28 protein-coding genes are annotated in these 26,814 nt (G+C 56.9%); 9 read left to right on the top strand and 19 right to left on the bottom strand.

Annotated elements, in window-relative coordinates; all coding sequences use genetic code 11:
• Nucleotides 1-66: 66 nt before the first annotated feature.
• The 4 genes from folE2 to hisI are packed head-to-tail and all read left to right on the top strand — an operon-like array spanning nucleotide 67 to nucleotide 4,312.
• Entirely contained in the window at nucleotides 67-981 is a 915-nt protein-coding gene (gene folE2 / locus ACNSOI_RS14400) for a GTP cyclohydrolase FolE2 (protein ID WP_420194344.1), read from the top strand.
• Nucleotides 981-2,405: a cysteine--tRNA ligase gene (gene cysS / locus ACNSOI_RS14395; RefSeq protein WP_420194343.1), complete on the top strand. Its 1,425-nt coding sequence runs from the start codon at nucleotides 981-983 to the stop codon at nucleotides 2,403-2,405. Before folE2 ends, cysS begins: the two co-directional genes overlap by 1 nt.
• A 5-nt stretch (nucleotides 2,406-2,410) precedes the next feature.
• Nucleotides 2,411-3,766, top strand: coding sequence for a dihydroorotase (locus ACNSOI_RS14390; RefSeq protein WP_420194342.1), 1,356 nt, complete (start codon nucleotides 2,411-2,413; stop codon nucleotides 3,764-3,766).
• Between the two features lie 30 nt (nucleotides 3,767-3,796).
• Entirely contained in the window at nucleotides 3,797-4,312 is a 516-nt protein-coding gene (gene hisI, locus ACNSOI_RS14385; RefSeq protein WP_420194341.1) for a phosphoribosyl-AMP cyclohydrolase, read from the top strand.
• 311 nt (nucleotides 4,313-4,623) lie between these two features.
• Here the strand turns inward: hisI and dksA are convergent, their stop codons facing one another.
• Both dksA and zigA read right to left on the bottom strand, forming a co-directional pair.
• Nucleotides 4,624-5,031: an RNA polymerase-binding protein DksA gene (gene dksA / locus ACNSOI_RS14380; RefSeq protein ID WP_072676566.1), complete on the bottom strand. Its 408-nt coding sequence runs from the start codon at nucleotides 5,029-5,031 to the stop codon at nucleotides 4,624-4,626.
• A gap of 6 nt (nucleotides 5,032-5,037) precedes the next feature.
• Nucleotides 5,038-6,240, bottom strand: a complete 1,203-nt coding sequence (zigA, locus tag ACNSOI_RS14375; protein WP_420194340.1) for a zinc metallochaperone GTPase ZigA — start codon at nucleotides 6,238-6,240, stop codon at nucleotides 5,038-5,040.
• 192 nt (nucleotides 6,241-6,432) lie between these two features.
• Here zigA and mtgA point away from each other — a divergent pair, with 192 nt between their 5' ends.
• Nucleotides 6,433-7,128 (top strand): monofunctional biosynthetic peptidoglycan transglycosylase, encoded by a 696-nt coding sequence (mtgA, locus tag ACNSOI_RS14370; protein WP_420194339.1) that lies wholly within the window; start codon nucleotides 6,433-6,435, stop codon nucleotides 7,126-7,128.
• 42 nt (nucleotides 7,129-7,170) lie between these two features.
• On the opposite strand, the gene ACNSOI_RS14365 is transcribed toward mtgA, so the two are convergent.
• The 5 genes from ACNSOI_RS14365 to ACNSOI_RS14345 all read right to left on the bottom strand — a co-directional run bounded on the left by ACNSOI_RS14365 (nucleotide 7,171) and on the right by ACNSOI_RS14345 (nucleotide 10,462).
• Nucleotides 7,171-8,391, bottom strand: coding sequence for a PQQ-binding-like beta-propeller repeat protein (locus ACNSOI_RS14365; RefSeq protein WP_420194338.1), 1,221 nt, complete (start codon nucleotides 8,389-8,391; stop codon nucleotides 7,171-7,173).
• Between the two features lie 206 nt (nucleotides 8,392-8,597).
• Entirely contained in the window at nucleotides 8,598-8,801 is a 204-nt protein-coding gene (locus ACNSOI_RS14360) for a DUF3185 family protein (protein WP_420194337.1), read from the bottom strand.
• Between the two features lie 78 nt (nucleotides 8,802-8,879).
• Nucleotides 8,880-9,287 (bottom strand): PaaI family thioesterase, encoded by a 408-nt coding sequence (locus tag ACNSOI_RS14355; protein WP_420194336.1) that lies wholly within the window; start codon nucleotides 9,285-9,287, stop codon nucleotides 8,880-8,882.
• Nucleotides 9,288-9,315: 28 nt separating this feature from the next.
• Nucleotides 9,316-9,771, bottom strand: coding sequence for a hotdog fold domain-containing protein (locus tag ACNSOI_RS14350; RefSeq protein WP_061333049.1), 456 nt, complete (start codon nucleotides 9,769-9,771; stop codon nucleotides 9,316-9,318).
• Nucleotides 9,772-9,847: 76 nt separating this feature from the next.
• On the bottom strand, nucleotides 9,848-10,462 hold the full coding sequence (locus tag ACNSOI_RS14345) for a TetR/AcrR family transcriptional regulator (RefSeq protein WP_061333050.1): 615 nt from the start codon (nucleotides 10,460-10,462) through the stop codon (nucleotides 9,848-9,850).
• A 98-nt stretch (nucleotides 10,463-10,560) separates the two neighbouring features.
• Between ACNSOI_RS14345 and ACNSOI_RS14340 the strand changes: the two genes are divergently transcribed.
• Nucleotides 10,561-10,953 (top strand): DUF2784 domain-containing protein, encoded by a 393-nt coding sequence (locus ACNSOI_RS14340; protein ID WP_061333051.1) that lies wholly within the window; start codon nucleotides 10,561-10,563, stop codon nucleotides 10,951-10,953.
• Nucleotides 10,954-10,961: 8 nt separating this feature from the next.
• Here ACNSOI_RS14340 and thpR read toward each other — a convergent pair whose 3' ends face one another.
• From thpR to fabG, 6 genes are all read right to left on the bottom strand, one after another.
• On the bottom strand, nucleotides 10,962-11,498 hold the full coding sequence (gene thpR / locus ACNSOI_RS14335) for an RNA 2',3'-cyclic phosphodiesterase (protein ID WP_420194335.1): 537 nt from the start codon (nucleotides 11,496-11,498) through the stop codon (nucleotides 10,962-10,964).
• A 7-nt stretch (nucleotides 11,499-11,505) separates the two neighbouring features.
• On the bottom strand, nucleotides 11,506-11,718 hold the full coding sequence (locus ACNSOI_RS14330; protein WP_044383963.1) for a hypothetical protein: 213 nt from the start codon (nucleotides 11,716-11,718) through the stop codon (nucleotides 11,506-11,508).
• Nucleotides 11,719-11,729: 11 nt separating this feature from the next.
• Nucleotides 11,730-12,986 (bottom strand): cytosine deaminase, encoded by a 1,257-nt coding sequence (gene codA, locus ACNSOI_RS14325; protein ID WP_420194334.1) that lies wholly within the window; start codon nucleotides 12,984-12,986, stop codon nucleotides 11,730-11,732.
• The gene (locus ACNSOI_RS14320; protein WP_286251276.1) at nucleotides 12,983-13,639 is read right to left on the bottom strand and encodes a PucR family transcriptional regulator; all 657 of its coding nucleotides are present in this window, start codon (nucleotides 13,637-13,639) and stop codon (nucleotides 12,983-12,985) included. The genes codA and ACNSOI_RS14320 overlap by 4 nt, the downstream gene beginning before the upstream one ends.
• Complete coding sequence (gene codB, locus ACNSOI_RS14315) at nucleotides 13,639-14,922, bottom strand: cytosine permease (protein WP_286251274.1); 1,284 nt, start codon at nucleotides 14,920-14,922, stop codon at nucleotides 13,639-13,641. Before codB ends, ACNSOI_RS14320 begins: the two co-directional genes overlap by 1 nt.
• Nucleotides 14,923-15,196: 274 nt before the next feature.
• Nucleotides 15,197-15,955, bottom strand: coding sequence for a 3-oxoacyl-ACP reductase FabG (fabG, locus tag ACNSOI_RS14310; protein WP_420194333.1), 759 nt, complete (start codon nucleotides 15,953-15,955; stop codon nucleotides 15,197-15,199).
• 216 nt (nucleotides 15,956-16,171) lie between these two features.
• On the opposite strand from fabG, the gene ACNSOI_RS14305 reads away from it, so the two are divergent.
• A complete protein-coding gene (locus ACNSOI_RS14305; RefSeq protein ID WP_286922315.1) occupies nucleotides 16,172-17,074 on the top strand; it encodes a hypothetical protein in 903 nt (300 codons plus the stop codon).
• 11 nt (nucleotides 17,075-17,085) lie between these two features.
• On the opposite strand, the gene ACNSOI_RS14300 is transcribed toward ACNSOI_RS14305, so the two are convergent.
• Complete coding sequence (locus tag ACNSOI_RS14300; RefSeq protein WP_286251268.1) at nucleotides 17,086-17,931, bottom strand: DUF72 domain-containing protein; 846 nt, start codon at nucleotides 17,929-17,931, stop codon at nucleotides 17,086-17,088.
• A 170-nt stretch (nucleotides 17,932-18,101) separates the two neighbouring features.
• Entirely contained in the window at nucleotides 18,102-18,515 is a 414-nt protein-coding gene (gene arfB, locus ACNSOI_RS14295; protein ID WP_286251266.1) for an alternative ribosome rescue aminoacyl-tRNA hydrolase ArfB, read from the bottom strand.
• A 71-nt stretch (nucleotides 18,516-18,586) separates the two neighbouring features.
• Between arfB and ACNSOI_RS14290 the strand changes: the two genes are divergently transcribed.
• Nucleotides 18,587-19,264: an NAD(P)H-binding protein gene (locus ACNSOI_RS14290; RefSeq protein WP_286251263.1), complete on the top strand. Its 678-nt coding sequence runs from the start codon at nucleotides 18,587-18,589 to the stop codon at nucleotides 19,262-19,264.
• Here the strand turns inward: ACNSOI_RS14290 and ACNSOI_RS14285 are convergent.
• Nucleotides 19,261-19,860, bottom strand: coding sequence for a sterol desaturase family protein (locus ACNSOI_RS14285; RefSeq protein WP_072676578.1), 600 nt, complete (start codon nucleotides 19,858-19,860; stop codon nucleotides 19,261-19,263). The genes ACNSOI_RS14290 and ACNSOI_RS14285 overlap by 4 nt on opposite strands.
• Before the next feature lie 149 nt (nucleotides 19,861-20,009).
• Here ACNSOI_RS14285 and ACNSOI_RS14280 point away from each other — a divergent pair, with 149 nt between their 5' ends.
• Complete coding sequence (locus tag ACNSOI_RS14280; protein WP_420194332.1) at nucleotides 20,010-21,689, top strand: BamA/TamA family outer membrane protein; 1,680 nt, start codon at nucleotides 20,010-20,012, stop codon at nucleotides 21,687-21,689.
• A gap of 54 nt (nucleotides 21,690-21,743) precedes the next feature.
• On the opposite strand, the gene ACNSOI_RS14275 is transcribed toward ACNSOI_RS14280, so the two are convergent.
• The 3 genes from ACNSOI_RS14275 to ACNSOI_RS14265 form a co-directional block, all read right to left on the bottom strand.
• Complete coding sequence (locus tag ACNSOI_RS14275; RefSeq protein WP_106694897.1) at nucleotides 21,744-22,487, bottom strand: substrate-binding periplasmic protein; 744 nt, start codon at nucleotides 22,485-22,487, stop codon at nucleotides 21,744-21,746.
• 96 nt (nucleotides 22,488-22,583) lie between these two features.
• Nucleotides 22,584-23,357 (bottom strand): substrate-binding periplasmic protein, encoded by a 774-nt coding sequence (locus tag ACNSOI_RS14270; protein ID WP_420194331.1) that lies wholly within the window; start codon nucleotides 23,355-23,357, stop codon nucleotides 22,584-22,586.
• 93 nt (nucleotides 23,358-23,450) lie between these two features.
• Complete coding sequence (locus ACNSOI_RS14265) at nucleotides 23,451-26,684, bottom strand: carboxyl transferase domain-containing protein (protein ID WP_420194330.1); 3,234 nt, start codon at nucleotides 26,682-26,684, stop codon at nucleotides 23,451-23,453.
• Nucleotides 26,685-26,814 lie beyond the last annotated feature (130 nt).

Here is a 26,814-nt window from a genome sequence, read left to right as displayed (position 1 = left end):
AAAGCTAATGAGCGGCCCCGAGCAATGCCGAGAGCGGGTGTAAACCTAAATCGACACAGGCTTAGCATGAACAAAGAATTGCCAGATGTTGCCAGCAATGAAGCCCCGCAAATCCGTGCACCGTTGGAGTGGGTCGGGATGAGCCGGATTGATATACCCATCCATCTGTCCGAACCGGGTTGCCCGGGGCCAGTTCATGCCGTTGTGGATGCCCAGGTCAACTTGCCCGCAGTGACGGTTAAAGGCATTCACATGTCCCGTATCTACCGAATGCTTGATGAAATGTCGAGCCAGGAGGCAATAGCGCCCGGGCATTTACGAAAACTACTGGAACAGATGGTCGATAGCCACCACGACTGCTACACCGATGGCGCAAGAGTGGTTCTGGATTTCAGCCTGCTTGCCCGGCGGGTGGCACTGCGGTCACCGGAACTGGCGGGGTGGAAGGCCTATCCAGTGCAGTTTGAGGCAAGGTTGGACCAAAAGTCGTTCTCGTTAAGAGCGTCGGTTCAGGTGGAATATTCCTCCACCTGCCCCTGTTCCGCAGCCTTGTCCCGTCAGTTGGTGGCCGATGGTTTCAGGAAGAGTTTCCCTGAGAGTGCCGGGCTGATGAGCGAGGATGTGGCCGTCTGGCTGGAACAGAACGCCACGCTGGCCACACCCCACAGCCAGCGCAGCGAGGCACGTGTGAGTGTCGATATTCCCGAATCTGCCGGTGATTTCGGCCTGATGAGGCTCATTGATCAGGTGGAGGCGGTTCTGGCAACGCCTGTCCAGACCGCCGTTAAACGAGCGGATGAGCAAGCGTTTGCATGGCTTAATGGCCAGAACCTGATGTATGTGGAGGATGCAGCCCGGCGAATCCAGAGCGCGCTTACCAGCTCTTATGACAATCTCCAGACTCATGTGCGGCACCTGGAAAGTCTCCATTCCCATGATGCCGTGGCGTCTGCCAGTGGGGATTTTCAGGGAGTTATCTGATGGGCTCTGACAGTATCCAGCTCTACAACACGCTTGCTGGCCGCAAAGAGCCACTGAGCACGGAGCTTCCCGGGCGGGTGACCATGTATGTATGTGGGCCAACGGTCTACAACTTTGCCCACATTGGTAATGCGCGACCGGCGGTTATCTTTGATGTGCTGGCCAGACTGCTGCGCCATGACTACGCCTGTGTACTCTATGCGCGCAATTTCACCGATGTGGATGACAAGATCAATGCCGCTGCAGCGGCAGAAGGTGTTGGCATTGACGCCATTACGAATCGGTATATCCAGGCATACCACGAGGATCTGGCAGCCCTCGGCGTTGAATCCCCGGATCTGGAACCCCGTGTCACTGAGCATATTCCGGAGATTGTAAAGCTGATTCAGGCGCTCATTGCACGTGGCCATGCATACGAAGCAGCTGGCCATGTGCTGTTCCACGTGCCGTCCTATTCCGCCTATGGCGCTCTGTCCAAACGCAAACCGGAAGACATGCTCGCTGGTGCCCGTGTTGAAGTCGCGCCCTACAAGCGCAGCCCGCTGGACTTCGTGCTCTGGAAACCGTCAACAGAAGACCAGCCCGGCTGGGCAAGCCCTTGGGGCCGCGGACGGCCAGGTTGGCACGTGGAATGCTCAGCCATGATTGGCAAGCATCTGGGCAAGACCATAGACATCCATGGCGGTGGGCAGGATTTGATCTTTCCCCATCACGAGAACGAAATCGCGCAGGGAACCTGTGCCAATGGAGCCCTTTATTGCCGTACCTGGGTTCACAACTCCTTTGTGACCGTGGACGGGCAAAAGATGTCCAAGTCCCAGGGCAATGTGATGCTGGTCCGGGACCTGCTCGCGAAGGCTCCCGGCGAGGCCATCCGGCTGGCACTCCTGTCTACCCATTACCGTAATCCCCTCGATTGGAATGACCGGCGCCTGAGCCAGTCGCGGGCAACATTGACCCGCTGGTACACACGCCTTGCACGCACGGAAGGCGAGGCGCACGCAGACTGGTCAGAGACAGAGCCGGACGGCGAAGTGCTGGAGGCCCTGAGGGATGACCTCAACGTCTCTCGCGCGCTGAAACGTCTGCACGAGCTCTGTCATCTGCTGGAACAGGCGAAAACCGCCGAACATGCGCAAGAAGCGGCGCGGGCGTTTCGTGCCTCGGCCGGGCTGCTTGGTTTGCTCCAGAAATCCGCCCGGCAGGAACTATACGAGCTGCATGGCGAAAGCATCGAACCCGCCGAAAACGAATGTTCATCCGAGCACATTGAGGCCCTGGTGCGCCAGCGGCAGGAAGCCCGCCGTCAGGCCGACTTTGCCCGAGCGGATGCGCTGAGGGAAGAGCTGGAACTGCTTGATATTGCCATCGAGGACACGCCTGACGGAACACGCTGGAGGCAAGCAGGGAGGTCCATATTTTGAGCGCAATGCCACAACATGCAGATCTTCTGATCAGCGGCGGAACATTGATTACTCCGAATGGTGCGGAGAGTGCGGACATCGCCTGTCGGGGCGGGCGCATTGTGGCCCTCGGTGCACTGAGAGGTCACTGGACCGCCGATACGACCATTGATGCGACCGGGTTGCATGTTCTGCCTGGGGTGATCGACAGTCAGGTTCACTTTCGTGAGCCAGGTTTAACCCATAAGGAAGATCTTGAAGCTGGAACCCGGGGCGCGGTACTGGGTGGTGTGACGGGTGTCTTCGAGATGCCGAACACCAACCCCTTGACGCTCTGGCAGGCGGATCTCCAGGCCAAGCTGGATGCGGCCAAGGGCCGGGCCTGGTGCGACTATGCCTTTTATATTGGCGGTTCCGGAGTCAATGCGGAGCAGCTACAGAGCCTGGAGAGTCTGCCAGGTTGTGCCGGCGTGAAAGTCTTCATGGGCAGCTCATTCGGCGACCTGCTGGCAGACGATGACACGGTGCTGCGGCAAATTGTACGCCACGGGTGCCGGCGCATGTCAGTGCACGCCGAAGATGAGGGCCGTTTGAAAGAGCGCAGGTCGATTGTCGAAGCGAGCGGAGACGTTTGCCAGCACCCGGAATGGAGGGATGTGGACAGCGCACTCCTCGCCACGCAACGGATCGTGACCATGGCTGAAGACACAGGCCGCCGGCTCCATGTTTTACACGTTTCCACGGCCGAGGAAATGCAGTACCTGGCCCGCCACAAACGCTGCGTGACGGTGGAAGTAACGCCCCATCATCTGACCATGGCGGCCCCCGAGTGTTACCAGCGACTGGGGAGTCTCGCGCAAATGAACCCGCCGGTCCGGGAACAGCGACATCAGGACGCTTTGTGGGAGGCTATTCGCAAGGGCGTTGTGGATGTTATTGGCAGTGACCACGCGCCCCATACCCTGACGGAGAAAGCAAAACCCTATCCGCAATCGCCCAGTGGCATGACCGGCGTACAGACGCTTTTGCCGGTGATGCTGGATCACGTCCATGCCGGGCGCCTCAGCCTGCAACGCCTGGTGGACCTGACCAGTGCCGGCCCGGCGCGCATCTTCGGGATTGAGGGTAAGGGGCGCATTGCCCTTGGCTACGACGCTGACCTGACATTGGTTGACCTTGCCGCCCGGCGCACCATCACAAATGACTGGATTGCCAGTCGCAGTAGCTGGACTCCCTACGATGGCAAAGTCGTTACCGGTTGGCCCGTTCACACCGTTGTGCGTGGACAAGTGGTCGTACGGGATGAAGCCTTGGTCGGCGCTCCCGAAGGCCAAGCCATCCGCTTTCTGGAAACGCCCGATACAAAAAACGTCACCGTTTGAATTGCCACAACCATTGAGAGTGAAAATATCATGAAAGAAACGTCTGACCAGTCTCAGCCCGCCGGGCCGGATGCCGTTAGCTTTGCCCCCAGAAACTCCATTGAGCAGGTGGAGGAGCAGACAGAACTGGCCCCCAAATTCGATGATGATGGACTGATTACCTGTGTGACCACCGATGCCGACAGCGGCGAGGTCCTGATGCTGGGCTATATGAACACCGAGGCGCTGGAGAAAACCATTGTTACCGGCGAGGCCCATTACTGGAGCCGCAGCCGGCAAGTACTCTGGCACAAGGGAGCAACCAGCGGGCTAGTCCAGCAGGTTGTCGAGATGCGGATTGACGACGATCAGGACGCGGTGTGGCTGCGGGTCAACGTGGCCGGCTCCGGGGCCAGCTGTCATGTTGGTTACCGCTCATGCTTTTACCGGCAGGTGCTTGTGGGGGCTGACAGGGCAAATGGCGAGGCCTTGGTGTTTGTTGAGCAGGACAAAACCTTTGATCCCGCTGATGTCTATGGCGATGCGCCCAATCCGACCAAGCTTTGACGTGATAGGCCCCTGTCTCGGCGTAAAGGCTGGCAGGTCCGGGGGCCGAAGTGCCCCGCAGAACTCTCGTTGAATCGTGCGGACAGCAAAGTCTGCATCCGTCTTCTATACTGGTTGTTAGCTGATCAATCTCTTGTCAGGAAATAGAGAATCAGTCAAAACTTTCCAGAGACAAGATTGTCTTCCAAGGGGGCCAAGATGAGCTGTAATGTCCATAAGCATCACCCCCATGGCGATCATTGTGATGACCACGGGCCGCTGAAAGTCGCTGGCTGAGTTGCTTCCCCACCCGGACGTGGGGAAGGCAATGCTCAGTGCCGAAAGTTAAGCTCCTTTCGCTCGTTCAGGGTTTTCACCTCGGCACATAGCTCCGCTGTGGGGCGTGCCAGCAGCCTGGGTATCCCGATGGGCTCGCCAGATTCCAGGCAGTACCCATAGTCACCGTTGGCAATGCGCTTCATCGCCGCATCTATTTTCGGCAACAGGCGGCGCTCCCGGTCGACTATGCGTAGGGCCAGCCGGGATTCCTCCTCATATGAGGCCCGGTCTGCTTCATCGTTCATTTCCGGAGGGCTGGCCAGCTGTTGCTTTGCCGCTTCAATGTTGTCCATGGTTTCCTGGCGCAGGTCTTCGAGCAACTGTCGGAAGAACGCCAGCTGCGCCTCGTTCATGTACTCGTCGGCGGGCGCCTTTAACAACTCATCTTTTGTCAGTGTCATCTGATGTTAGTCCCAGGCCGGAAACGGATCGTTCAGCGTTTTCCAGAAAGACTTTCCGGCCAGCAGCTGCTCTTCATCCAACAGGCATTCGTCCAGTTGGCGGGTGATGCTGTCTTGGTCGAGATTCTGGCCGATAAACACCAGCTCCTGGCGCATATCGCCGAATGGCTCTACCCAGCTTTCCATAATCGCCTGGCGATACTCCGGGTCTTCGGGCCAGTTTTTTTCCGGTACTGCTTTCCAGAACATTCCGGCAAACCCGTGACGGGCAATGCCGCCCGCCTGGCTCCAGTTGCCGGCAAACTCCGGGCGGGTGGCAAGCCAGAAATAACCTTTTGAGCGAATCAGTTTTCCACTGGAGACGCCCTGATGCAGGAAATCATAGAACTTCGCCGGGTGGAACGGGCGGCGGGCCCGGTAGACGAAGCTGGAAATGCCGTACTCTTCAGTTTCTGGGATGTGTTCGCCACGCATTTCCTTCAACCAGCCTGGCGCCTGCTGGGCGCGTTCAAAGCTGAAACGACTGGTATTCAGTACCTTATCCAGCGGCACGGCGCCTTGTTCGATGGGAAGGATCTCTGCTTCGGAGTTCAGGCTGCGCAGCACGCCTTTGAGCCTGGCCAGATTGTCTGGGGACACCAGATCGGTTTTGCTGATCAGCAGAATGTCGCTGAACTCCACCTGGTCTACCAGCAGGTCCGCCACGCTGCGTTCATCTTCTTCGCCGAGGCTTTCTCCGGTTTCCTGTAACGATTGTGCCTCGTCATAGTCTTTCAGGAAATTAACCGCATCCACCACAGTCACCATGGTGTCGAGCCGCGCGATATCCGACAGGCTGACGCCATCTTCGTCGGCGAAGGTGAAGGTTTCGGCTACGGGCAGTGGCTCTGAAATTCCTGTGGACTCGATTACCAGGCAGTCAAAGCGACCTTCTGCGGCCAGCTTGCGCACTTCGATTAACAGGTCTTCACGCAGTGTGCAGCAAATGCAGCCATTACTCATCTCAACCAGCTTCTCTTCCGAGCGGTTCAGCGTGACTTCCTGTTGTACCTGGGCGGCGTCGATGTTGACTTCACTCATGTCGTTGACGATGACCGCCACTCTCTTGCCGTCGCGATTGTTCAGGATGTGGTTCAGTACCGTGGTTTTCCCGGCACCGAGAAAGCCCGATAGAACAGTAACCGGAAGTCGTTTTTCTGTGAGCGGCATTGGTTTTCTCCTGAAAGGGTCGGCGTTTCGGTTCTCGTTAATGTATATGTTATAACATAACATTAACTGCGTCGATATTCAGCGCTTCTCTCCCAGGCTTTCCAGATGGTAACCGCCAAAGCCTGTCGTGTCGGCTAACATGTACAGCCTGTTTGTTCGTGTTCAGCCAATGGCGGTGGGTAGGTTCTGGTTATGGCCAAGAGGTCTTTTGTTCGCACATCTTTGCGTATGGTGGCGATCGCGCTCGGTGTCGTTATCGCACTGCTGTTGCTGGCTATTCTGCTGTTCCGCTTTGTGAACCCTCCCACGTCGGCGTTTATGCTGGCGTATCAACTCGATAACCCGCCCCGGCCCTTACGGCATGAGTGGGTGCCGCTGTCGGATATTTCTCCGTGGATGCCGCTGGCGGTGGTGGCCAGTGAAGATCAACGGTTCCCCTATCATCGTGGCGTGGATGTGGATGCTATCCGTAAGGCTGTGTCGGAGTACAAGGCGGGGGAGGGGCTGCGGGGCGCCAGCACAATCACCCAGCAAACCGCCAAGAATCTGTTTCTCTGGAACGGGCGCAGTTTTGCTCGCAAGGTCATTGAGGCGGGCCTGGCCGTGACCATCGACGGCCTCTGGCCCAAGCAGAGAGTGCTTGAGGTGTATCTGAATATCGCGGAATTCGGCCCGGGTATCTACGGTGTGGAGGCGGCCAGCCAGGCCTACTTCGGCAAGCCGGCACGCTATCTTTCCCAAGCCCAGGCTGCACGCCTGGCCGCCGTTTTACCAAACCCGAAGGTTTTGAGTGTGAACGCTCCGTCGACCTATGTGCAGGAACGGGTCGACTGGATTCAACGGCAAATGGCCCAGCTTTCCGGGCTGCGGTATCTTGAGGGGCTGTGATAGCCGGCTGCATCGCAGTCGGCTATTCGGTCCCTGCAATTTTTACCGGTCCAGGTACTGTGACAGGTGGAGTGCAAAGCTGCCATTGTTCTCTGCACTGTAGCCGGCGTAAAGCTTGTTGCCATCAATGGCAACGCTGCCGGTGGTAATCTGCACGTTCCGGTCGGTTTTTGATTCCGCCACCCGGCTGCCGTCGCTTTCGTACTTGGCGTTGAAACCACCGCCAACCACAAACAGGTCAGACCCTTTCAAGGCGGCATCTTTAATGATCCCGTTGCGCGATGTTTTATTCCAGACGGTCCTGCCGGCACTGTCGAGTTTAACGATACGGTGACCATCAGAGTTGGAAGACGTCAGCAGCAGGTCGCCACGATAGTCTTCGAATACCAGGGCTGGTCCGGGCAAGCCGTAACTCTTGTAAGCCGCGCCGAAGGTTGTGGTCCACAGCTTGTCGCCGGCGGGCGTGTAGCGGGTGATGCGAGCACCGCCGTTGTCTGCCAACAGATTAGTGGCCACGATGTCGCCATTCATGGTGAAGATGACTTCGCCGGCCGGGTATTCACCGGTTACACCGGTCTGCTGCCAAAGTTGCTCTCCGTTTGCGTTGAACAGGCTGACAGCCTGGCCGCTGGCAACGACGAAATTACCGTTGGCACTGGCGGTTACCGAGTGCGCGGTATGCTCCGGATGCTCGACGCCCAGAAGAGGCGTGCCTTCCAGATTGAATACCTGGGTGTTGGGCCCGGTTACGTAAAGCTTGTCATTGCTGAGACTCAACGCGCGCATTTCGCTGCTGTCGCTGAGCTTATAGCGCCAGCGTTCGTTGCCATTGGCATCAGCACTGATCAGCCAGGCGCCGGCGGACGACGTATTTTCATCGAGAACCTTGAACTGATTGGCGAGGATGTACACGTTGTCCTGACCATCAATAACCATGGCAAGGGCGCTGTCGTCACTGCGGTAGTCACCGGTGGCCAGATCGAAATCGACCGCCCAGAGCCGTTGGCCGTTATCGGAGTAACGGACAAGCAGAATGTCCTGAGCTCGATTAGCCAGACCGGTGCGAATGGTCGTGCCTGCGACCATGACATCACCGTAGCTGTTGACCGAAAGATCTTCCAGCCAGGTCAGGCGATCAGGTTCCACGTTGGCTTTGTGGTTATACAGGGCGGTCCACTCGGGCTTGATGGTTGCGGTACAGGCGGCGATCAGAACGAGGGAGAACAGAAGGGTAAGGGTTTTCTTTCGTGCAATAGTGCGCATAGAACAACACTCCGTTGTATCAATCGATGTCCATGGGTTACTGCGCTCACGGAAGCGGTGTTGTTCTTGGATTGGCTTGGTAAGCAGGCTTAAAAAGTCTATTGGAGGGAATTAGGTAATACACACTAGGTTGTGCGGCACTGCTGTCGACAGTGCCAGCTAATCCATTAGGGGAGTCGGAAGGGTATTCCTGGCTGAGGCATCTACTATTTCTTCATAAACGTCAGAAAGGCTCCCGCTGCGGTTGCCGCTGCACCCCCAATCAGATACCACATGGTTTCATCCGTGAAGCGACCGGTCAGCGCTTCAGTAACCTGATTGCCAACAGCCTGGCTGGACTGATAGCCAAAGTAGAGCAGGACAACGCCTACCACCAATAACACGACACCGACCAGTTTTGAACTTCCCATTGCAGTTTCCCCGCTGAGATTCTAATGAATTGTTCATAGCGACCTATTAGTCAACTAGGAGTATAGATACGCCGGGCGTCAGCTCGCCACCCTGGTAATGGTACCTTGAGCCACGGCGACTATCCTCTCTTCGCCGTTGTCCGTTGCGACGATCTCGCACTGGCACACAGCCTGGCGCTTGCCAGAGGAGAGTACCCGAGCCCTGGCGATTAATCGTTCCCCAATAGCAGGGCGAAGGTAGTTGATCTTGTATTCGGAGGTGACTGAATCCCCCAAAACCGAACCTCCGGCATAGGTCAGTGCATTATCAGCGAGGTAGCTGACCACTCCGCCGTGGACAAAACCGTGCTGTTGCTTGAGCTCTTCTTTCACGATCAGGCTCAGTTCCGCTTTGCCAGGCTCAAATGCTTTCAACTCTGTGCCCAATAGTACGCTGAACGGTTGTTGGGCCAGGATCTGTTTGCCAAATTCGAAAAGCTCCCCCATGGCGGGTTCCTCCTGTGCGGTGCGCCGGTTAGCGGGTATGTTTGATGTTCATATCGATCAGGGCATGAAACACCTCCTGGCCAGAGGTATCCGTCACAGAGACAGGCACCCTGACAGTCCCCTCCTCAGACCAGTCGAGGCTGGAGCCATCAGCGGTAGCGGTGAGGTCCGTTTTGGCCTTCTTGAGATATTTGACGGTCATGCCAGAGGGAATCCAGCGTGCCCCCTTGGGAACTGAGGCGTCGGTGAGCAACCCGCCGGCCAGTTCCGCCATGTTGCACATGGCAATCGCATGAACGGTTTTCAGGTGATTGGTGACCTTTCGGCGTTTTTTCATGGTGACCACGCAGCGGCCCGGGGCTAGAGTCTCTACCGTTGGTGAGATGCTGGAGAAGTACGGCGCGGTCTGGCAGACCGCACGACTGAACAGGGTTTTGCCCATGGGCAGACGGCTAAGCCGGTTGTAGAGGCTGACAACATTCATAATGCATTCTCCTGCGCTAGAAAAGGGCGGTCAGGAGATAGTGCCAATATTTGGAATTTATTTCTAGAATAATATTCTAGCTTTTTGAAAGAACTCTCCAGGCGGCCTCTGCAAAGAGCATGGCGTGTTCCGACGGTGGCGTTGGTACGCGCCCGGCCAGCCAGGCCCGACAGTAGTTCTCAGCCTGCCCAAGAAGTAGGGAGGCATAGGTTTCCCGTGGCAGAGATCGAATGTCGCCCTGGCTTTGACCCTCGGCCAGCCAACGGTGAATCACACTGTATTGCTCACGGTTCCTTTGCGTCAGTTCCTCTCGGTAGGGGCCTGCTGCCACACTGGCCCGCGCTAGAAACATGAAGCGAGCAAGTTCCGGTTCGTTGGTAACCCAGTCCATATAACGGGTAACCAGCGCTTCAATAACCTGTCGAGTGGTACCTGCGGCTTCTATCTCTGGCCATACGTTTGCCCTGTGATCGTCCAGGGCCGTGAAAAACAGCGCTGCGGCCAGGCCCTCTTTGTTGTGAAAATGGTGGTACAGGGTGCCAACACTGGCCCCGGAACGCTGGCGGATGATATCAATGGTGGTGGATTCAAGGCCGTGCTCAAGAAAGCAGGTCAGCGCGCAGCGAAGTATATGGCGTTTGTTGGCTTTGCGGGCACCGGGTAAAACACGGTCAAAAGCGTCCAGCGGCATGGGGTTCTCATGTCATGGTATTTAGAAGGTTATTCTAGAGAAATCTTCTGCCGGTTGTCGCGGTTTGTGGGGCGGGTTCGGTGCTGAGGGAGGTGTTTATGAACGCTCAGTGGTTTCAGATACTTGCAGACTTGTTGCTAGTGTTTCACACCCTGTTGGTTGTGTTCGTCATCTTTGGTCTGGTGGCTACCCTGGTCGGTTACTTTCGCCAGTGGAATTGGGTTCGAAATCTCTGGTTCCGGCTGAGCCATCTTGTGGTTATTGGTATTGTCGTGCTTCAGGCCTGGCTTGGCGTGCTGTGCCCGCTGACGATCTGGGAAATGGAATTGCGTGCAAAGGCCGGGCAGGGTGGTTATGAGGGCTCGTTCATTCAGCACTGGCTGGAAACCATTCTGTACTACAACGCGCCGGACTGGGTTTTTATTCTGGTCTATACCCTGTTTGGGACGTTGGTTGTGGCAAGCTGGTTTCTGGTAAAGCCCCGACGCTGAAAGCAGTATCAGGGTTGCAAGGTAAACCGCTCAGTAACGGTATAAACGGAGCCTCCCGGCCCAGGTGTGCTCTTATAAAGTACGAAGTCTTGAACCGGCATCAATCCAAACAGGGTGCCTTGGTGGCTTTCAAGCAGCGAGGCCACCGAACCCGCCGGATGTCGAAATCGGCTAAGCGTGATATGCGGTTTGAAGCTCGGGTTTTCGAGTGTGAACCCGTTGTCGGTCAACGCGGTTGCCAGGTTTTTCTGGAGCTCTCTGAGCGCGTTCTCTGGTGATACACCCGCCCAGAGGATCTTGGGCTTTTCCGGAGAACCGAAACACCCCAGCCCCTGCACATTAAGCTCAAAGGCCGATTGGGTAACTCCCCTCGCCAGATCACGGGCCACGGCCACCTGCTGATCTTCTACCTGGCCAAGGAACGCCAGGGTCAGGTGCAGTTGCCCGCGGCTTTGCCAACGGGCTCCCGCCACTTGTGTTTTGACTTGCAGGAGGCTCGTCTTGATAGCCTCGGGAATCTCAAGCCCGAAAAACAGCCTTGGCATAACGCGTTCAGTAACAGGAGTTGGGGGAAGTGTCCGGATTAATCTCGCCGGCGACTTCCTCCGGGTCAATGCCGTGACTGACCAGTACCTCCCGGACGAAGTTCACCTGGGCCAAAATGCGGTCGGCGTCGTCGCCGTATTCGTAGCGGTTGATCTCGACCGGCTGGGGCATGAAGGTGAACGCGGTTTTCAGTGCTGTCAGGGTGTCCTCGTCAATCATTGGCATTCTCCTCAAAGGCACAGGTCAGTATCGTACTTGATGATATCCCTCTTGATCAGCAATTTCCCATCCCGAATAGACGCCAGTACCGGTTGTTGTCCCATCAAAACCTCATAAGGCGTTTGACCCTGCTGAACAATGCACCGTGCCGGCAGTCCTTTGGCGATACCGTACTCTTTCAGATCCAGCGCAGCGGCACCGTTGTCGGTAATCAGTTCCAGGGATCGCTCGATCTGGCTCATACCGAGCATGTGGCAGGCATGCAGACCGACATCAAGAGTGCGCAGCATGTTGCCATTGCCGATGGGGTACCAGGGGTCGCGGATGGAATCCTGGCCGAAGGCGACTTTCAGGCCAGCGTCGAGCAGTTCCGGTACGCGGGTCAGGCCGCGGCGTTTCGGGTAGCCGTCGAAACGGCCTTGCAGGTGAAGGCTTTCGGTAGGCATGGACAGGAACCGCAGGCCGGATTTTTTCAGCAGGCGGAACAGGCGGCTGCAATAGGCATCGTTGTACGAACCCATGGCACAGGTGTGGCTGGCCGTTACCCTTGAGCCGTAGTCCAGGCGCAGGGCTTCGGCGGCGAGCACCTCCAGAAACCGGGATTCCGAGTCGTCGATTTCATCGCAGTGCACGTCCACCAGTCGGTCGTTCTTGTGGGCCAGTTCCATCAGCCAGCGCACTGACTCAACGCCGTAATCCCGGGTGAACTCGAAGTGGGGGATGCCGCCCACCACATCGGCGCCCAACCGCACAGCCTCTTCCATCAGTTCTCGACCATTCCTGAAGGAGAGAATGCCCTCCTGTGGAAACGCCACGATTTGAAGATCAACCAATCCGGCTGTCTGCTCGCGAACTTCCAGCATGGCTTTGAGGGCTGTCAGGCTGGGGTCGGTAACGTCGACATGCGTACGAACATACTGAATACCGTGGGCAGCAAACAGTTTGAGGGCTTCGGTGGCCCGGTTGATAACATCTTCACGGGACAACATCGCCTTGCGCTCGGCCCAACACTCGATGCCTTCAAACAGGGTCCCGCTTTGGTTCCATCTTGGTTCACCTGCAGTCATGGCAGCATCAAGGTGAATATGAGGCTCAACGAATGCCGGGGTAACCAGGTTGCCGGCAGCATCAAGTTCGTTGTTCCCGGCGGGAGTTTGTTCAGGTACTGGGTGTATGTCTGTAAAACGACCATCGGCAATGGTGAGTTTATGCAGGCCATCCTTGCCCGGTAAGCGGGCATTAACGATAGCATTCAGTGATTCGGTCATTTCGTCTCCTGATTCTGCTGCGCAGATGGTGCAGGCTTTAAAAGCAGATGGGCCAATAGCCTGGATTTGAAAACGTCTGCTTTGTCAGTTTCCCGCGATAGGCTGTCGGTGAGTTGGTTTATTCGGTTGCGAATGGTATTCCGATGGCAGCCCAGCAACTTTGCCATGGCGCTTTGGTTACCGAGGCACTGGATCCACGCCTCTATGAGGTCGGTCGAGCTGGCCAGGTTGTCGGCATCAAATGATTCAGTGCCGGTATGTTCTGACATCACAATAGCCCTGCCGATGACTTCAGTCACTTCAACCATCGGCAAAGAATAGGGCTGCTCAAACAATGGCAGTGCCAGATCGTCGGCCAGTGCGCACAGTGTTTTGGGTAGCTGACCAATGTACGCATCCCCGGTAAGAACCACCAGCCCGGCTACGTTGCACTGTTTACCCTCATACAGGCATTCCGCCAGATTCTGTGGGCTGCGATGGCGGCTGATGCCGGTTACAAATACCAGTTCGCCACCTTTAACCCAGTCTTTGAAGGAGCGATTCTCCGCGAGGTAGGGCCAGCGTACCGGGTTGGTGGCGGCTGCACTGCCACCTCGCAGCCGAATTGCGTCGAGCCCGGGAAGTCCCGGAATGTCGTTGCAGCGAAGTGCCATCAGGCGGTTCCCATAACCAGTGCCCGCCGTTCACGTACTGCCTGGCCGACCACCAGAATCACGCTGTAACTCAAAGCGGCTACGAGTACGCCGACGATTGGTGCAATCCAGGGTGAGCTATAGGCAGCGGAGGAGCCGATTGCGTAAGCGGCAAGGCCAGGTAGGTTGAACGCAGGTAGTGATGCGGTAGCCAGATCCGGGTATTGGCGTTTATAGCCAATAAAGTAACTGGCCATGATGACACCGCCGATGGGCGGGATAAACGTACCCAGCAGTACAAGAAAGGGAATCAGCCACTGATACATGCCCATCACGGCCAGAACCGTGCCTATGCCGGCGCCCACAACAGTGACCAGTTTTCGGCGGCGGGTGCGGACCAGGTTGCAGCCGGCCACGGCAAAGTTATAGACGGTGTTGTCCTGGGTGGTCCACAGGTTAAGGAACAGCATCAGGATACCCAGCGTTGCCAGTCCTTGCGCCACCATAATGTCGACAATGTCTGCCTGTTGATAAACCAGGGCACCAAAGGCGCCGATCAGGGTCATCAGGCCGTTACCCAGGAAGAAGGCCAATAGTGTGGCAATGACGGCCGTTTTGCCTGATTTGGCGAAGCGGGTCCAGTTGGTGGCCTGTGTTCCGCCACTGACAAAGGTGCCGAATACCAGGGTAATGGCAGCCGCTACTGTCATCTCGCTGGCTGGCGTGATGGACAGCAAACCGCTAAGCCCGCCGGCATCCGATGTGGCAATCGTCATACTCACGGCGACCAGAATGATCATGGCGGGTACCGCCACCCGAGATAGCCATTCCAGACCCCGATAGCCGATAAATGCCGTTACGCAGAAAGCAAAACCGAACAGAATCATCAAAGGCGTGGTCATGCCCTCGGGCATGCCTGTCAGCTTGACCAGAAGTATCGCCATGGTGGCCGTTCCCCAGGCGTACCAGCCAATCTGGGTGAAGCCAAGAATGAAGTCGGAGAGTTTGCTGCCCAGCTCACCAAAGGTAAACCGGCTCATCAAGGCGGTGTTCAACCCGGTTTTTGCCGCGATATAGCCAAGCATGGCGGCATAAATTCCTAGCAGCAAATTACCGGCGGCGAGCACCATCAACATGGTAGGGAAATCAAAGGCGACCCCGACACTGCCGCCGGCCCACATGGTGGCGGTGAAGAAGGTAAAGCCGAGAAGCACCAATCCCATAGACCAGACACTTTTTCGTTTATCCAGTGGTACCGGGCCAAGCGGGTAGTCCTGTTCTTGTGAGCTTGTTTGGGTTGCCATGAGGTTCACTCCGAGTTGTCTATCAACATATGGAGTGTTCGCAACGTTTATGCCATTTGTGGTTTGTTGGCATAAAAGTGAGTAACCATCGGGCTGAGCTTGTGCAAAGTGCACAAAAGGTGGTGCTGAAGCAGGTATGGATTAGCAGATTTGCGTGGAGTTGGTGCGGTTTTGGGGAGCGGGCATAATTATGGTGCACCGGGAGTCCGCCAGGGACTCCCTACGGGCTTTAATGTCACGTAGCTATAACCTTCGGTGTAGTGTGCCTTGAAGGTCAACCCGGAATTGCGTCCGGAGATTCGGGTAGAACCTGCCCGCCATCAACAATGATTTGCTGCCCGGTGATGTAGCGGGCCTCCTCGGAGGCCAGGAAACAGGCGGCGTGGCCTATGTCGTCAGGGGTTCCCAGCGTATGGGTGGGAATGGCAGCACGCATCTGGTTGAGGTATTCCTCTCCCTGCGCCTGAAGACCTTCTGTCAGCACGTTACCGGGCATCACCGCGTTGATGGTGATGCCGCTATTGGCCACTTCCAGGGCAGCGCTGCGCATGAACCCCAGTTGGCCTGCCTTGCTGGCGCCGTAATGGCTCCACCCCGGGAAGCCAGTGACCGGACCGGTGATGGATGACGTCAGCACAATACGACCGTAACTCCGCTTCTTCATGGCCGCCATGGCGGCTTGCACGATGAAGAAGGTGCCTTTCAGGTTGACGTTGTGTACCTGATCCCACTGGACTTCGGTCATCTCATCCAGATTGGCCTGGGGAAAGATGCCGGCGTTTGAACACAGAATATCCAGCTGTCCGAACTGCTTTTCAATCTCAGCAATGGCGGCCTGGCAGTCGCTCTGTCGGGTAACATCCAGTTTGATAAACAGCCCACCAAGTTCCTTGGCTACTTGCTGGCCGGCTGCTTCATCAATACCGCCAATCACGATCTTGGCGCCGGCTTTGTGCAGCACCTCAGCAATACCTTTACCGATACCATGCTCGCCGCCGGTCACCAGAGCGACTCGATTTTCCAGGCTGAACATATTCTTCTCCTTGTAGTCGGATAACGTGTTGTTTGAGTGAAGCATAGTGGATTTGCGCTGTCCCATACGTGCAGACGGCGGGAATGGACAATGTCTCACGCGTGCACGGGGCGATATTGGACACAGATCAAGGACATGATCTGTTAGGGTGCCGAGCCTTGGACAGATCAGCTTGCTGGTCATCATTTCTGGAAAGCAAATTAAGGACTTCCTGCTGTGCAAACTCACGATGAAAGTAATTCCTACCAACCCGTTTCTGTTTCACCGCGCAAAGTAAAAGCGGGGCCGCCACTGAACTGGATTTCAGGGTCTATAAAACTGCTCCGTGACAACTGGGGCGTGATTCTGCCGGCATACCTGCTGGTGATTGTTGCGCCAGTGCTGATTCAGCTGGTTTCGTTCGAGCTGATGTTTCGAGGCAGTCTTTTTACGATGGTTCTGATCGTTTCTGCGATCGCGGTTCTGACACTGGTACTGAACGCCGGGATGATCGCCGTTTTTCACTCTGCAGCTGAAGGGCGTCCTCGATTCACCAGTTTGTTTGCTGCGTTTGGGGGGCACAGTATCGTTCACCTTGTGCTTATGTTGCTGATGATGGCTTTGGTCGCCTTGGCTATGGCATTGGTGGGTTACTGGATTGTGGGTACAGCAGATCTTGAGCGTGCGCTTTTCGGCACCGGCTACTACGGTGACGCCATGAGTTTCGGCTTGGGAACCCAAAACTTCATGTTGCGTGCCCTGTTCGTGTTCCTCTCGGTGGTGGCGGCTGTGACCCTGTTCGCTGCGCTCTTCTGCTATGTCGTGCCGTTGATCGTGATTGCTCGTGAAGGCGTCTTTGCGGCGATTGGTCACAGTTTTCGGGCGAGTTTCAAGAACCTGTTCGTGCTGATTTTCTTCGCCGTGAATGTGATGGCGCTGAGCCAGCTCTTTTTCTTCCCCCTGTTCACGATCAGTGCGTCAACGGCATCAATGAGTTTCTGGGTAGTGGCGATGATTCTTGCGGCCATAGTTTGGGGGGCAGTGCTTACCGGTGCTTATTACCTCTCGTTCCGGGATGTGCTGCTGGCGGACGAGCCACCCCTTGGTGAGCCGGCTCTGGACACTGCGGTAGCTGCATAGTCGGCGTTTGGTCAGAACAGCCCGATTTGCGGCGTTGAAACGTTCACTGGCAGAGGCTCCAGCTCCGGAAGCTTTTCCCGCAGAAGCTCCGTCCAGAGCGAGGCCAGTGCCACTGCGTGGCCGTTGTCGGGCATGTGCATGAAGACATAGGGCTGAGTGCCAGCCGCTACCCAGGCTGCCACTCGCTGCACCCAGGGTGCGAGAAATGCCCGGTTGGTCTCCAGGTCGGGATGCCCTATGTAGCGAATCACCGGCGATGCATCGCTGGGGAGGATGTGCACCGGAACTCGGGGCTTCTTGCGCTGGGCATCGACGGTTGATTCGCAGTCGGGCGTTGCCGAGAACAGCGCCCGGCTATCCAGTGCAACCCGGGCGAGCTTGCGGGCCCGCAAGCCTTGATTCAGGGCACGCTCCTCCTCACCCTTGGCAAAGAACGCCGGGTGCCGAACTTCTACGGTCCAGTCCAGAAACTCCGGTGCGGTATCCAGAAAGCGCCAGAGTTGATCCAGCCGCTCCGGGCCGAAGCTTGCTGGTAGTTGCAGCAACATGGGGCCAAGCACATCATTTAGCGGTTCAATCAGCGACAGAAAGGCCTCGAGTTCATCGTCAGTGCCGCTCAGGAAGCGTTCGTGGGTGATGGCTTTAGGCAGTTTGAACAGGAATCGGAAGTTGTCCGGAACCTGCTGCCGCCATAGCTGGCACTGTTCGCGGCTGGGGCTGGCGTAAAAGGTGGTGTTGCCCTCAACGGTGTTGAATACCCGGGCATATCGCGCCAGGGGCGTGCCGGCGGGTGGCAGTTGGCTGTTCCAGTTCGGGTCTTGCCATTGAGGGCAGCCAATAAAGTAGGGCAATGCCATCGCTCTTCCGTTGCTGTGCTGTGGATAAATTGATCACTTAAGGCGGGCGGATGAACCGGTTGATCAAATAACCTACGCATTCCACCAGCCCTTGTGGTTAAAGGGTTTGCACTGCCTATCCTTTCGTTCCTAACAAAGTTATCCACAGATGTTGTGGGTAAAACAGACCGTCAAAGCTGAACTTTTCCCCGGAGCGCCTTGGTTTTGCCCTTTTTCGTTTTACTGTCCACTCGCCGCCGTTGTGACCCCTTGGTAGGCTTGGTTGGGCGCCGGGCCCTCTTTTGTTTTACCGCTTCCTGAATGAGCTCTTTCAGTCGCTCCAGCGCATCCTCCTTGTTCAGTTCAAGAGTTCGGAAAGACTGGGCTTTGATCACAATGATGCCGTCTTTACTGATGCGCTGATCTGATAATGCCATCAGCCGTTCCTTGTAGAAAGGCGGCAAGCTGGAGTTGAGGATGTCGAAGCGGAGGTGAACGGCGGATGCCACCTTGTTGACGTTTTGCCCGCCAGCGCCTTGCGCGCGTATCTGGGTGATCTCAATTTCCCAGTCCGCCAGTTCAACGGCGTTGGAGATTTTCAGCATGGGCTTCCATTTAACTGCACAAAGTGGATTCTGGTGTTACGGTGAGCCTAATCAATTTTCAGGGGTATGTCATGAACGTTCTGGTATTGGGAGCCACAGGCCTGACCGGGCGCCTGGTGGTCGAAAAGTTGCTAAAGCACACCGGTGTCTCATCCGTGGTGGTGCCGGTGCGCCGTTCACTGGGTATTGATAGCCCGAAGCTGGCGGAGCATGTGGTCGACTTTGAGACCCTGGAGTCCCGTGCTGCTATCTTCAAAGTTGATGCCCTGATCTGCTGCCTGGGTACCACGATCAAGAAGGCGGGCTCGCAAGAAGCATTCCGTAAGGTGGATTACGATTACGCCTATAGGGCGGCCAAACTAGCCAAGGCGGCGGGCGTGAACCGATTAATCCTGATGTCCGCCATAGGGGCCTCGTCCCGGTCCACGGTTTTCTACAGTCGCGTGAAAGGCGAGCTGGAGGATGCGGTGCGAGGTCTTGGGTTCAATTATCTTGCCATTTATCACCCAAGCTTGTTGCTGGGCGACAGGAAGGAACACCGTACCGGTGAAGCGTTGGGGATGGCCGTAATGCCGCTGGCCAACCGCGCATTGATTGGACCACTGCACAAGTATCGGGCCATCGAGGCGGAGACAGTTGCCGAGGCGATGGTGAATGAGCTGATCGAGTTTACCGGGGCCGAAAACTCCCGAGCCGCAATTAAGGTTCGGGAGTACGACGATATCCGGAGATTGGCCACAAAGAGTTAAACGAGCTGCCCTTGATTCAACCTTTCGAAGCTCTTTGGAAAGAGCCTTCGGCAGGCTTGGTTCAGTGGCTTTTCAACGATCTCGGGTAAACGAATGCCCAGCGGGTTAGACTCGGCCATGGCCTCGTTGGCGATTACCCGGGTGCCCATGATGTAGTCGAACCAGGGGCGTGTTACGCACCAGTTGGCATCCTGGTTGGTGTTCATGTGATGGTCGTAGTGCCAGGGAATCGCTTTTTTACCCCACTCAGGCTCCAGGTGTGAGCGCCGGTGCACGTAAAAATAACGAGCAGCAGCATAGTAGGTGCCCAGGGTGAAAAACGGCGCTACCGGCATGGCCAGGGATGTGATAGCTGTGAGCTTGAGCAGAGACGTGACTTCATCCCGGGTGCGCCAGTTGCTCAGGCCTTCCGCGTAACCATCATCCTGGTAATCGGTGGTGCGCACGATTTTGTGGTGCTGCCAGTGGCTCTTCATGGATTTGGGGATTGGGCTGTAGCGCGGCTGCCCAGGCCTGGGCGTGCCATGCAGGATGTACTTGTGGGCGTACCATTCGAAGCCGTTGGCAAAGATCAGGGCGATGGGAAAACCAATCATGGTCTGGCCTCTTTTTGTGATTGTTGTTCTATCCTGTCATAGCTTCGGATGAATCCTTTTATTAATTTGCGCCAGGTTGGCGGTTTCATTGGCGGGATATGACAGTACGGGCAGTCAGCAAAGCAGCTATCGTGTGCCGGAGGGGGCTGTTGGCGACCAGTCTGATTCTGGCCGGTCCTGCACTCGGGGCCGAGTCGCCAGACGAGGCGTGTACTGTCAGTGACATCCAGCCGGAAATGATTGATCTGGACAAACCACGGGATCAGCTGGCGCGCCAGAGCAATCTCGTGATTCCCCCGGGTGCGAAAATTGGCAGCATTCGAATCATTCAGCGCCCCATTTTTGATACCAGCGACCCAAAGCAGGATAACTTCCTTTACCGCGCCCTCAATACACTCAACACACCGACTTGGGAGTCGGCCCTTCGTTCCCAGTTGGTGTTTGTTGAGGGCGACATCTACAGTCCCGGGTTGCTGGAAGAGTCTGAGCGGGTCTTGCGGCAGCGGGAATATCTGACAGCGGCCTGGGTGGGGGTTACCCGCCTTTGTGGGGATGAGGTGGAGGTGAGTGTTCTGGCGCGGGATACCTGGACATTACTGCCAACCCTGGGTTTGACCAGATCCGGTGGCGAGAATACCACCAATGCGGGCATCTCCGATCCGAACTTCCTGGGTTCCGGCAAGAGCCTGGGAATTTCCTACACCAAGGACCCGGACCGCTCCGAAACCAGTTTGTTTGTGGACGATCCCAATGTCGCTGGCTCTCACTGGCAGGCGGGTTTTTCCTACGATGACCGCAGTGATGGGAGGGGGCGGAGCGCCTATCTGGAACGGCCATTTTTCAGCGAGCGCACCAACTGGCGCTTTGGCCTGGCTGGAGTGGATGATGTCCGGGAGGAATCCCGCTACGTGGGGGCAGAAGCCATTGCCGATTACCGCCGTAGCCGGGAGTATTTCAGTGTTGATGGCGGATGGCGCCTGGCTGAGCGCAACGAGCGGCAGCTCCGCCTGCTGGCGGGGTATCGCTACGAGGCGTTCGGATTTCAGCCGTTACCTGATCAGCCTGCCCTGGATGTGTTGCCGGATGATCGAACCCTGAGCTATCCATGGATTGGTTTTGATTACCGCCAGAACCGTTTTCGCGAGATGACCAACCTGACCCGTTTACAGCGGGTTGAAGACGTTCGGGATGGTTTCTTGTGGCGCACGGAATTGGGTTATTCAGGCTCAGGGTTGGGGGCAACGGAAGATCGGGTTGTCCTGAACATGAGTTTTCAGGACTCGTTGCTGGCGACGGAAACCAACTACGCCAGCTACGGCCTGAATCAGAGCGGCACCTATCGGCTCGGTCAAGACCGCGTGGAGAATCTCCTGGGCACCCTCAGCCTGGAGTACTTTCACGGTGGGTCCGTTCGTTGGACCGGCTGGTACACGAGTCTTGCGTTTACCGCTGCTCGTAACCTGACCGCCGACCAACAACTGTTGATTGGAGGTGAAAACGGGCTTCGTGGCTATCCCAGTGAATACCAGCAAGGGGACCGAAGGGTTTTGTGGACACTCGAGCGCCGGTACTTCCCCGACTGGCATCCTTTCAAGTTGTTTCGGATGGGCGGGGTTGTGTTCGTTGATGCTGGCCGCGCCTGGTTTGCTGACGGTCAGAGTAACGGGCCGGACGGTGGTGTGTTGAGGGATGTTGGGGTTGGCTTGAGGTTGGCATCCAGCAGAGTTGAAGTACAGAGAATGTTGCACTTTGATCTGGCGTTTCCCCTGGATGGGGACGACAGCATTGATGCTTTACAGGTGTTGCTGCGGGGGAGGAGCCGGTTCTGATTCTGGTTGACGGTGGCTCTCCCGGTGGCAGACGGGCCACCGGGAGATGCAGAATCAAAAACCGTAAGCGCGGGAGATGGTCTCGATTTCACCTGAGTTGACCAGTGCCTGGAAGCTCTGGTTCAGGGCTTTGAGGATGTCTGGGTCTGTGCTCTTGTTCACGGCCAGGTACATCGGGGTTTCCCGGAACACCAGAACCTGCTCCAGATCTGTCACATCTGAGGCATCTGCGGCAAGGTAGGGGCCAGCCAGGCCATCGGCTACCCACAAGTCGATCTGGTCCTGCTCAAGGCGCCGGGCATTCAGGCCGTTGGTGCTGATGGCGGACACATTAAAGCCCTTCTCTTCAAGATACGTGGTCATGACATCGCCGCGATAACCGCCAATGCGATAGTTCTTGGCGTCTTCCAGTTTGCTCAGTCGGATAGTGGTGCCGGCTTTCGCGAAGAGCGTCCATTTGATACTGGCTAATGGTCCAACCCAGTCAAACGCAGGCTCCCGGTCAGCGGTTTTGGAGACGCAATAGATGCCGTGATTGGGGTGTTGTTCGCTCCGGTTGATTCCGTAGCTCAGGTCCCTCAGCTTGATGCTGTATTTCAGGCTGCTTTGTTCGAGTACCGCCTTGAGGACATCAGTGCATAGTCCTGTGATATCCCGTTCCGAGTGTGCAAACGGTTGACCATTCGTGGTCATGTTGTAAGGGGGGTATTGTTCTGTGTAGATCCGGAGTTCTTCGTTGGCCGTTGCGCAGCCTGAGGTCAGCATGAGGGCAACAATCAGCCCGATTTTCCCTTTCATGAACACGCTCCATCTTATGGGGGAGAAATTCTGGAGCGCGGTAGGTTATGGCAGGTGTAGCCAGTCGGGTACTGTGGAATCCCCGGCTTTACATTTTCAGTTTGACCCAGCAGAAGCCTGGCTGTGGGATTCGAAGTAGTGGTTATAACGGCCACTATCACGGAACGCCTGCAGTCGTTCATTGAAGCGGTCTGTCAGTTGTGCGGTGTCTGGTCGTGTTTTGGGAAACAACACGAAACTTTCGTTCTCGAGAAGAGGGCGGGGGTGGTGGGTAATGCGGCTGGCTTCCTCCGGGTCAAGTTCACGACGCAAAATGTGATAGCCCACGTTGATCTCTTCGGGGAACGCATCGATGCGGTCGAACAGGAGCCTGCGGAAATTCAGCACGGTACTGGCGACCCATTCAATACTAAGCAGATCATCCTCTACGGCTTGATCGAAAGCCGAACCGTAACTGTAACCAATACTGCCGCCGAGCCTGAGGTCAGACAGGTCTTCGACGCTGGACCAACTGACCGGCTGGTCTTTCAGGTGAAAAACCACGAACCGCTCTTTGAGGACCGGGTCGCTGAAGGTGAAGTCCTGCTCACGTTCCTCCGCATGCATCCATACCGCCGTGGCATCGTGTTTGCCCATTGCGGCTTCATAGTAAGCTCGCTTCCAGGGGAGGAAGTGGTAGGAGACCGTAAAGCCTTCCTCGGCAAACACATCTCGCAGCAATTGGGCGACAATCCCCTGATCGGGTGCCTCCTGATCAAAATACGGCGGCCAGTCACCAACCGCTATGCTCAGGTGTTGTGTATCATCTGCGGTGACTGTCTCAATCCATGTAAACAGCGATACCAGCAGCATGGTCAGGTATCGTTTCATTTCTAGGCTCCGGGAGCGGCCCGCGAATAACCGTGGGCCGGGAAGCAGGCGATTAACTTAGAAAATAGCAGCCTTTTCCGGGGTTTCCCAGTTTCAATGTCCGGCCGCTAAGATCCCTCTTGCCAGCCATGCGCGGGTGTCCTTGGGATCTATGACCGCATCGATTTCCAGATAACTGGCGACGTTGATGGCTTTGCCCTGTTCGTAAGCCTTGGCGACCAGGCCATCGAACATCTTCTTGCGAGCTGCGTCATCTGGTTGGGCTGCCAGCTCCTTGGCAAACCCCAGGCGCACCGCCCCTTCAAGCCCCATGGGGCCGAACTCTCCGCTTGGCCACGCGGCCGTGAAAAAGGGCGTCAGCAGGCTGCCGGCGGCCATGGCTTGTGCGCCAAGTCCGTAAGCCTTGCGCAGAACCACGGTGTAGAAGGGCACCGATAGTTTGGCTGCGGCCAGGAACATGTTGGAGACGCGACGCACGGTGGCCTGTGTTTCCGCCTCTGGCCCAACCATAAACCCCGGGGTATCACACAACGACAGAATAGGCAGGTTATGAGCGTTACAGAGTTCCATAAAACGGCTTGCCTTATCGCCCGCTGCGGCATCGACGGCGCCTCCCAGATGCATGGGGTTGTTGGCTATCAGGCCCATGGGGCGGCCCTCAATTCGAATGAACGCGGTAATTAACCCGGGCGCGAATTGGCGGCGGAGCTCCAGAACGCTGTCGTCATCAGCGAGCGTTTGGATGACTTCCCGGATGTCGTAAACGCGCATGCGGTTCTCGGGAATCAGATGGCGAAGCCTGCGCTGATCTGCGCAGGTCCATTCCGCGAGGGAGCCCTGGAAATAAGACAGATACTGCTTGGCCACGGCGACAGCTTCGGCCTCGTCTTCGACCACCACATCAATCACGCCATTGGGGCCCATCACGGAGACCGGCCCGATCTCCTCGGGGGCATATCGGCCCAGGCCGCCGCCTTCTATCATTGCCGGGCCGGCCATACCCAGGTTGGCATTCCGGGTAGCGATAATGGTGTCGCAACAACCCAGCAGGGCCGCGTTGCCGGCAAAGCAACGGCCGGAAACAATCCCGACGGTTGGCACCTTGCCCGAGAGCCGAGCCATGCTGACAAAGCTCTGGCAATCCAGGTGTGACACGCCGTTAGTGTCGGTATCGGATGGGCGGCCGCCGCCACCCTCGGCAAACAGCACCAGCGGAATTCGCCACTGTTCTGCCAGGGCAAGTAGTCGGTCCGTTTTCCGGTGGTTTGCCAGTCCCTGGGTGCCGGCAAACACGGTGTAATCGTAAGCCATTGTGGCGCAACCGGCGGCTGCAGCGCCGAAGCGCTCGGCGTTGACGGTGCCGATGGCGGTGATCAGCCCGTCCGCGGGGCTTAGTTCAATCAGTGTATCCACCGACCGGCGACGCCGTTGGGCAGCCAGCGCCAGTGCCCCATATTCGTTGTAGCTGTCTGGGTCGAGCAGATCCTCGACGTTCTCCCGGGCGGTTCGCTGACTGGTACGGCGGCGCTTTGCGACCGCGTCGGGACGATGCTCATCGGTTAACGCATCGTGGCGCTGGAAGACCTCCGCCAGATCAGCCCGGATGTAATCGAGGTCGATGGTCTGCTCGGTTTGAATGGTGTCATCGCTGACCTCTGAGGGTTCCAGGATCAGCAAAGCTTCACCCTCAGTTACCGTTGAGCCTGACACCGCGAGGAGGGTTTGAACGATACCGGATTGCCCGGCTTGCACGATGAATTCCATCTTCATCGCTTCGAGAACGGCAACGGTTTGGCCCGCTGCAATGGTGTCGCCTTCCCGGACCTCAACACTCGCGAGCGTGCCTGCACTGGGCGCTGCGATGCTGATGGCACCGGCAGGTAATGATGGTGTGTTCAGTTTTGTGTCGTGCGTCGCTTCTGTTCTGTCGAAGTGATGCCTCGGGTGCTTGCCTTCAGACGTTGAGGGGGCAAGCTCTGAAAGCTCGTTTTCCACGAATCGCGTGTTGACTTGCCAGGCTTTGACGGCCGGGTGGTGCAGCAGGTTTTGTAGCAGTCCGATGTTGTTGGCCACGCCGTCCAGTCGGAATTCACACAGAGCACGATAAAGCCGTCGAAGAGCCGATTGGTAGTCCGGGCCGTGGGCGATAAGCTTCGCGAGCAGGGAGTCATAGGCGGGATTGATGGCGTAGCCAGTATAACCTGAACCATCCACCCGCAAGCCGGGCCCTGTTGGCGGCTCATAGGCCGTGAGCGTGCCCGCTGCGGGCATGGTGGTGCCATCGGAACGAAGGGTTTCGGCGTTGATCCGGGCCTGAATGGCCACGCCGCGCACGGCCGGCGGGGTGTCCAGGGCCAGTTCAGATAAGGTTTGGCCAGATAGAAGCTTCAGCTGGGTCTGGACCAGGTCAATGCCGGTGACTTCCTCGGTGACGGTATGCTCTACCTGAACCCTCGGGTTGGCTTCCATGAAGTAGAACCGACCGGGTTGATCTTCGTCCACCAGAAACTCGAAGGTGCCGAGCCCTCGGTAGTTGACCGCTTTTGCCATGACCAGGGCACAGTTGATCATTTCGTCCCGGAGCACCGGGTCGAGGCCCGGACTCGGGGCCAGTTCGATGAGTTTCTGGTTGCGCCGCTGGATGCTGCAGTCCCGTTCCCACAGGTGGGAGACGGCGCCGGTGCCATCCCCAAGAATCTGGATTTCAATATGGCGGGCGCGGGCAATCAGTTGTTCAACATACAGATCACCATTGCCAAAGGCAGCTTGTGCTTCAGATCGGCAGCGGCTGAAGGCTTGTTCCAACTCGCCCTTGCTGGTCACCGCGCGAATGCCGCGCCCGCCGCCACCGGCAACCGCCTTGAGCATCAGGGCGCCATGCTGGGCCAGAAAGGCTTCTGCCGCCTCCAGGCTAACCGGGCTGTTGATACCGTTGACCAAGGGCACCTGACAGCGCTCTGCCAGGGCCCTGGCAGAGGATTTATTACCGAACAATTCCAGCACATCCGGCGCCGGTCCGATGAACATCAACCCTGCCTGCTCACATTGGCGAGCGAACTCGGCGTTTTCCGCCAGAAATCCGTAACCGGGGTGAATGGCGTCGCACTCGTGGGCCTTGGCCACGGTAATCAGTTGTTCCATGTCCAGATAGGCTTTCACACCACGGCCTTTCAGGGGCACGGATTCGTCTGACTGGCGGGTATGCAGGCCGTTTGAATCGTCCTCAGCAAACACGCTGACGGTTCGTATGTTCAGCTCGCTGCAGGCGCGGGCAATGCGAATGGCGATTTCACCGCGGTTGGCGATTAGGACAGATCTGAACGTCATGGCGCTTCATCCCGGAGACAGGTTCTTGTTCTGGTTTTTGGATGTCTCCATCCTAGGAAGCGGGCAATGATGAGGCAAATGAATTTTATTGAAGGTTAGCTATAAGCAGAAGTGATGAGCTTCTGCTTAT

Source organism: Marinobacter sp. GH_1 (assembly GCF_048595985.1).
In the GTDB taxonomy this organism is placed as follows: domain Bacteria; phylum Pseudomonadota; class Gammaproteobacteria; order Pseudomonadales; family Oleiphilaceae; genus Marinobacter; species Marinobacter shengliensis.
Note: the sequence above shows the minus strand (reverse complement) of the source record. Positions and strands in the feature narration are given on the sequence as shown.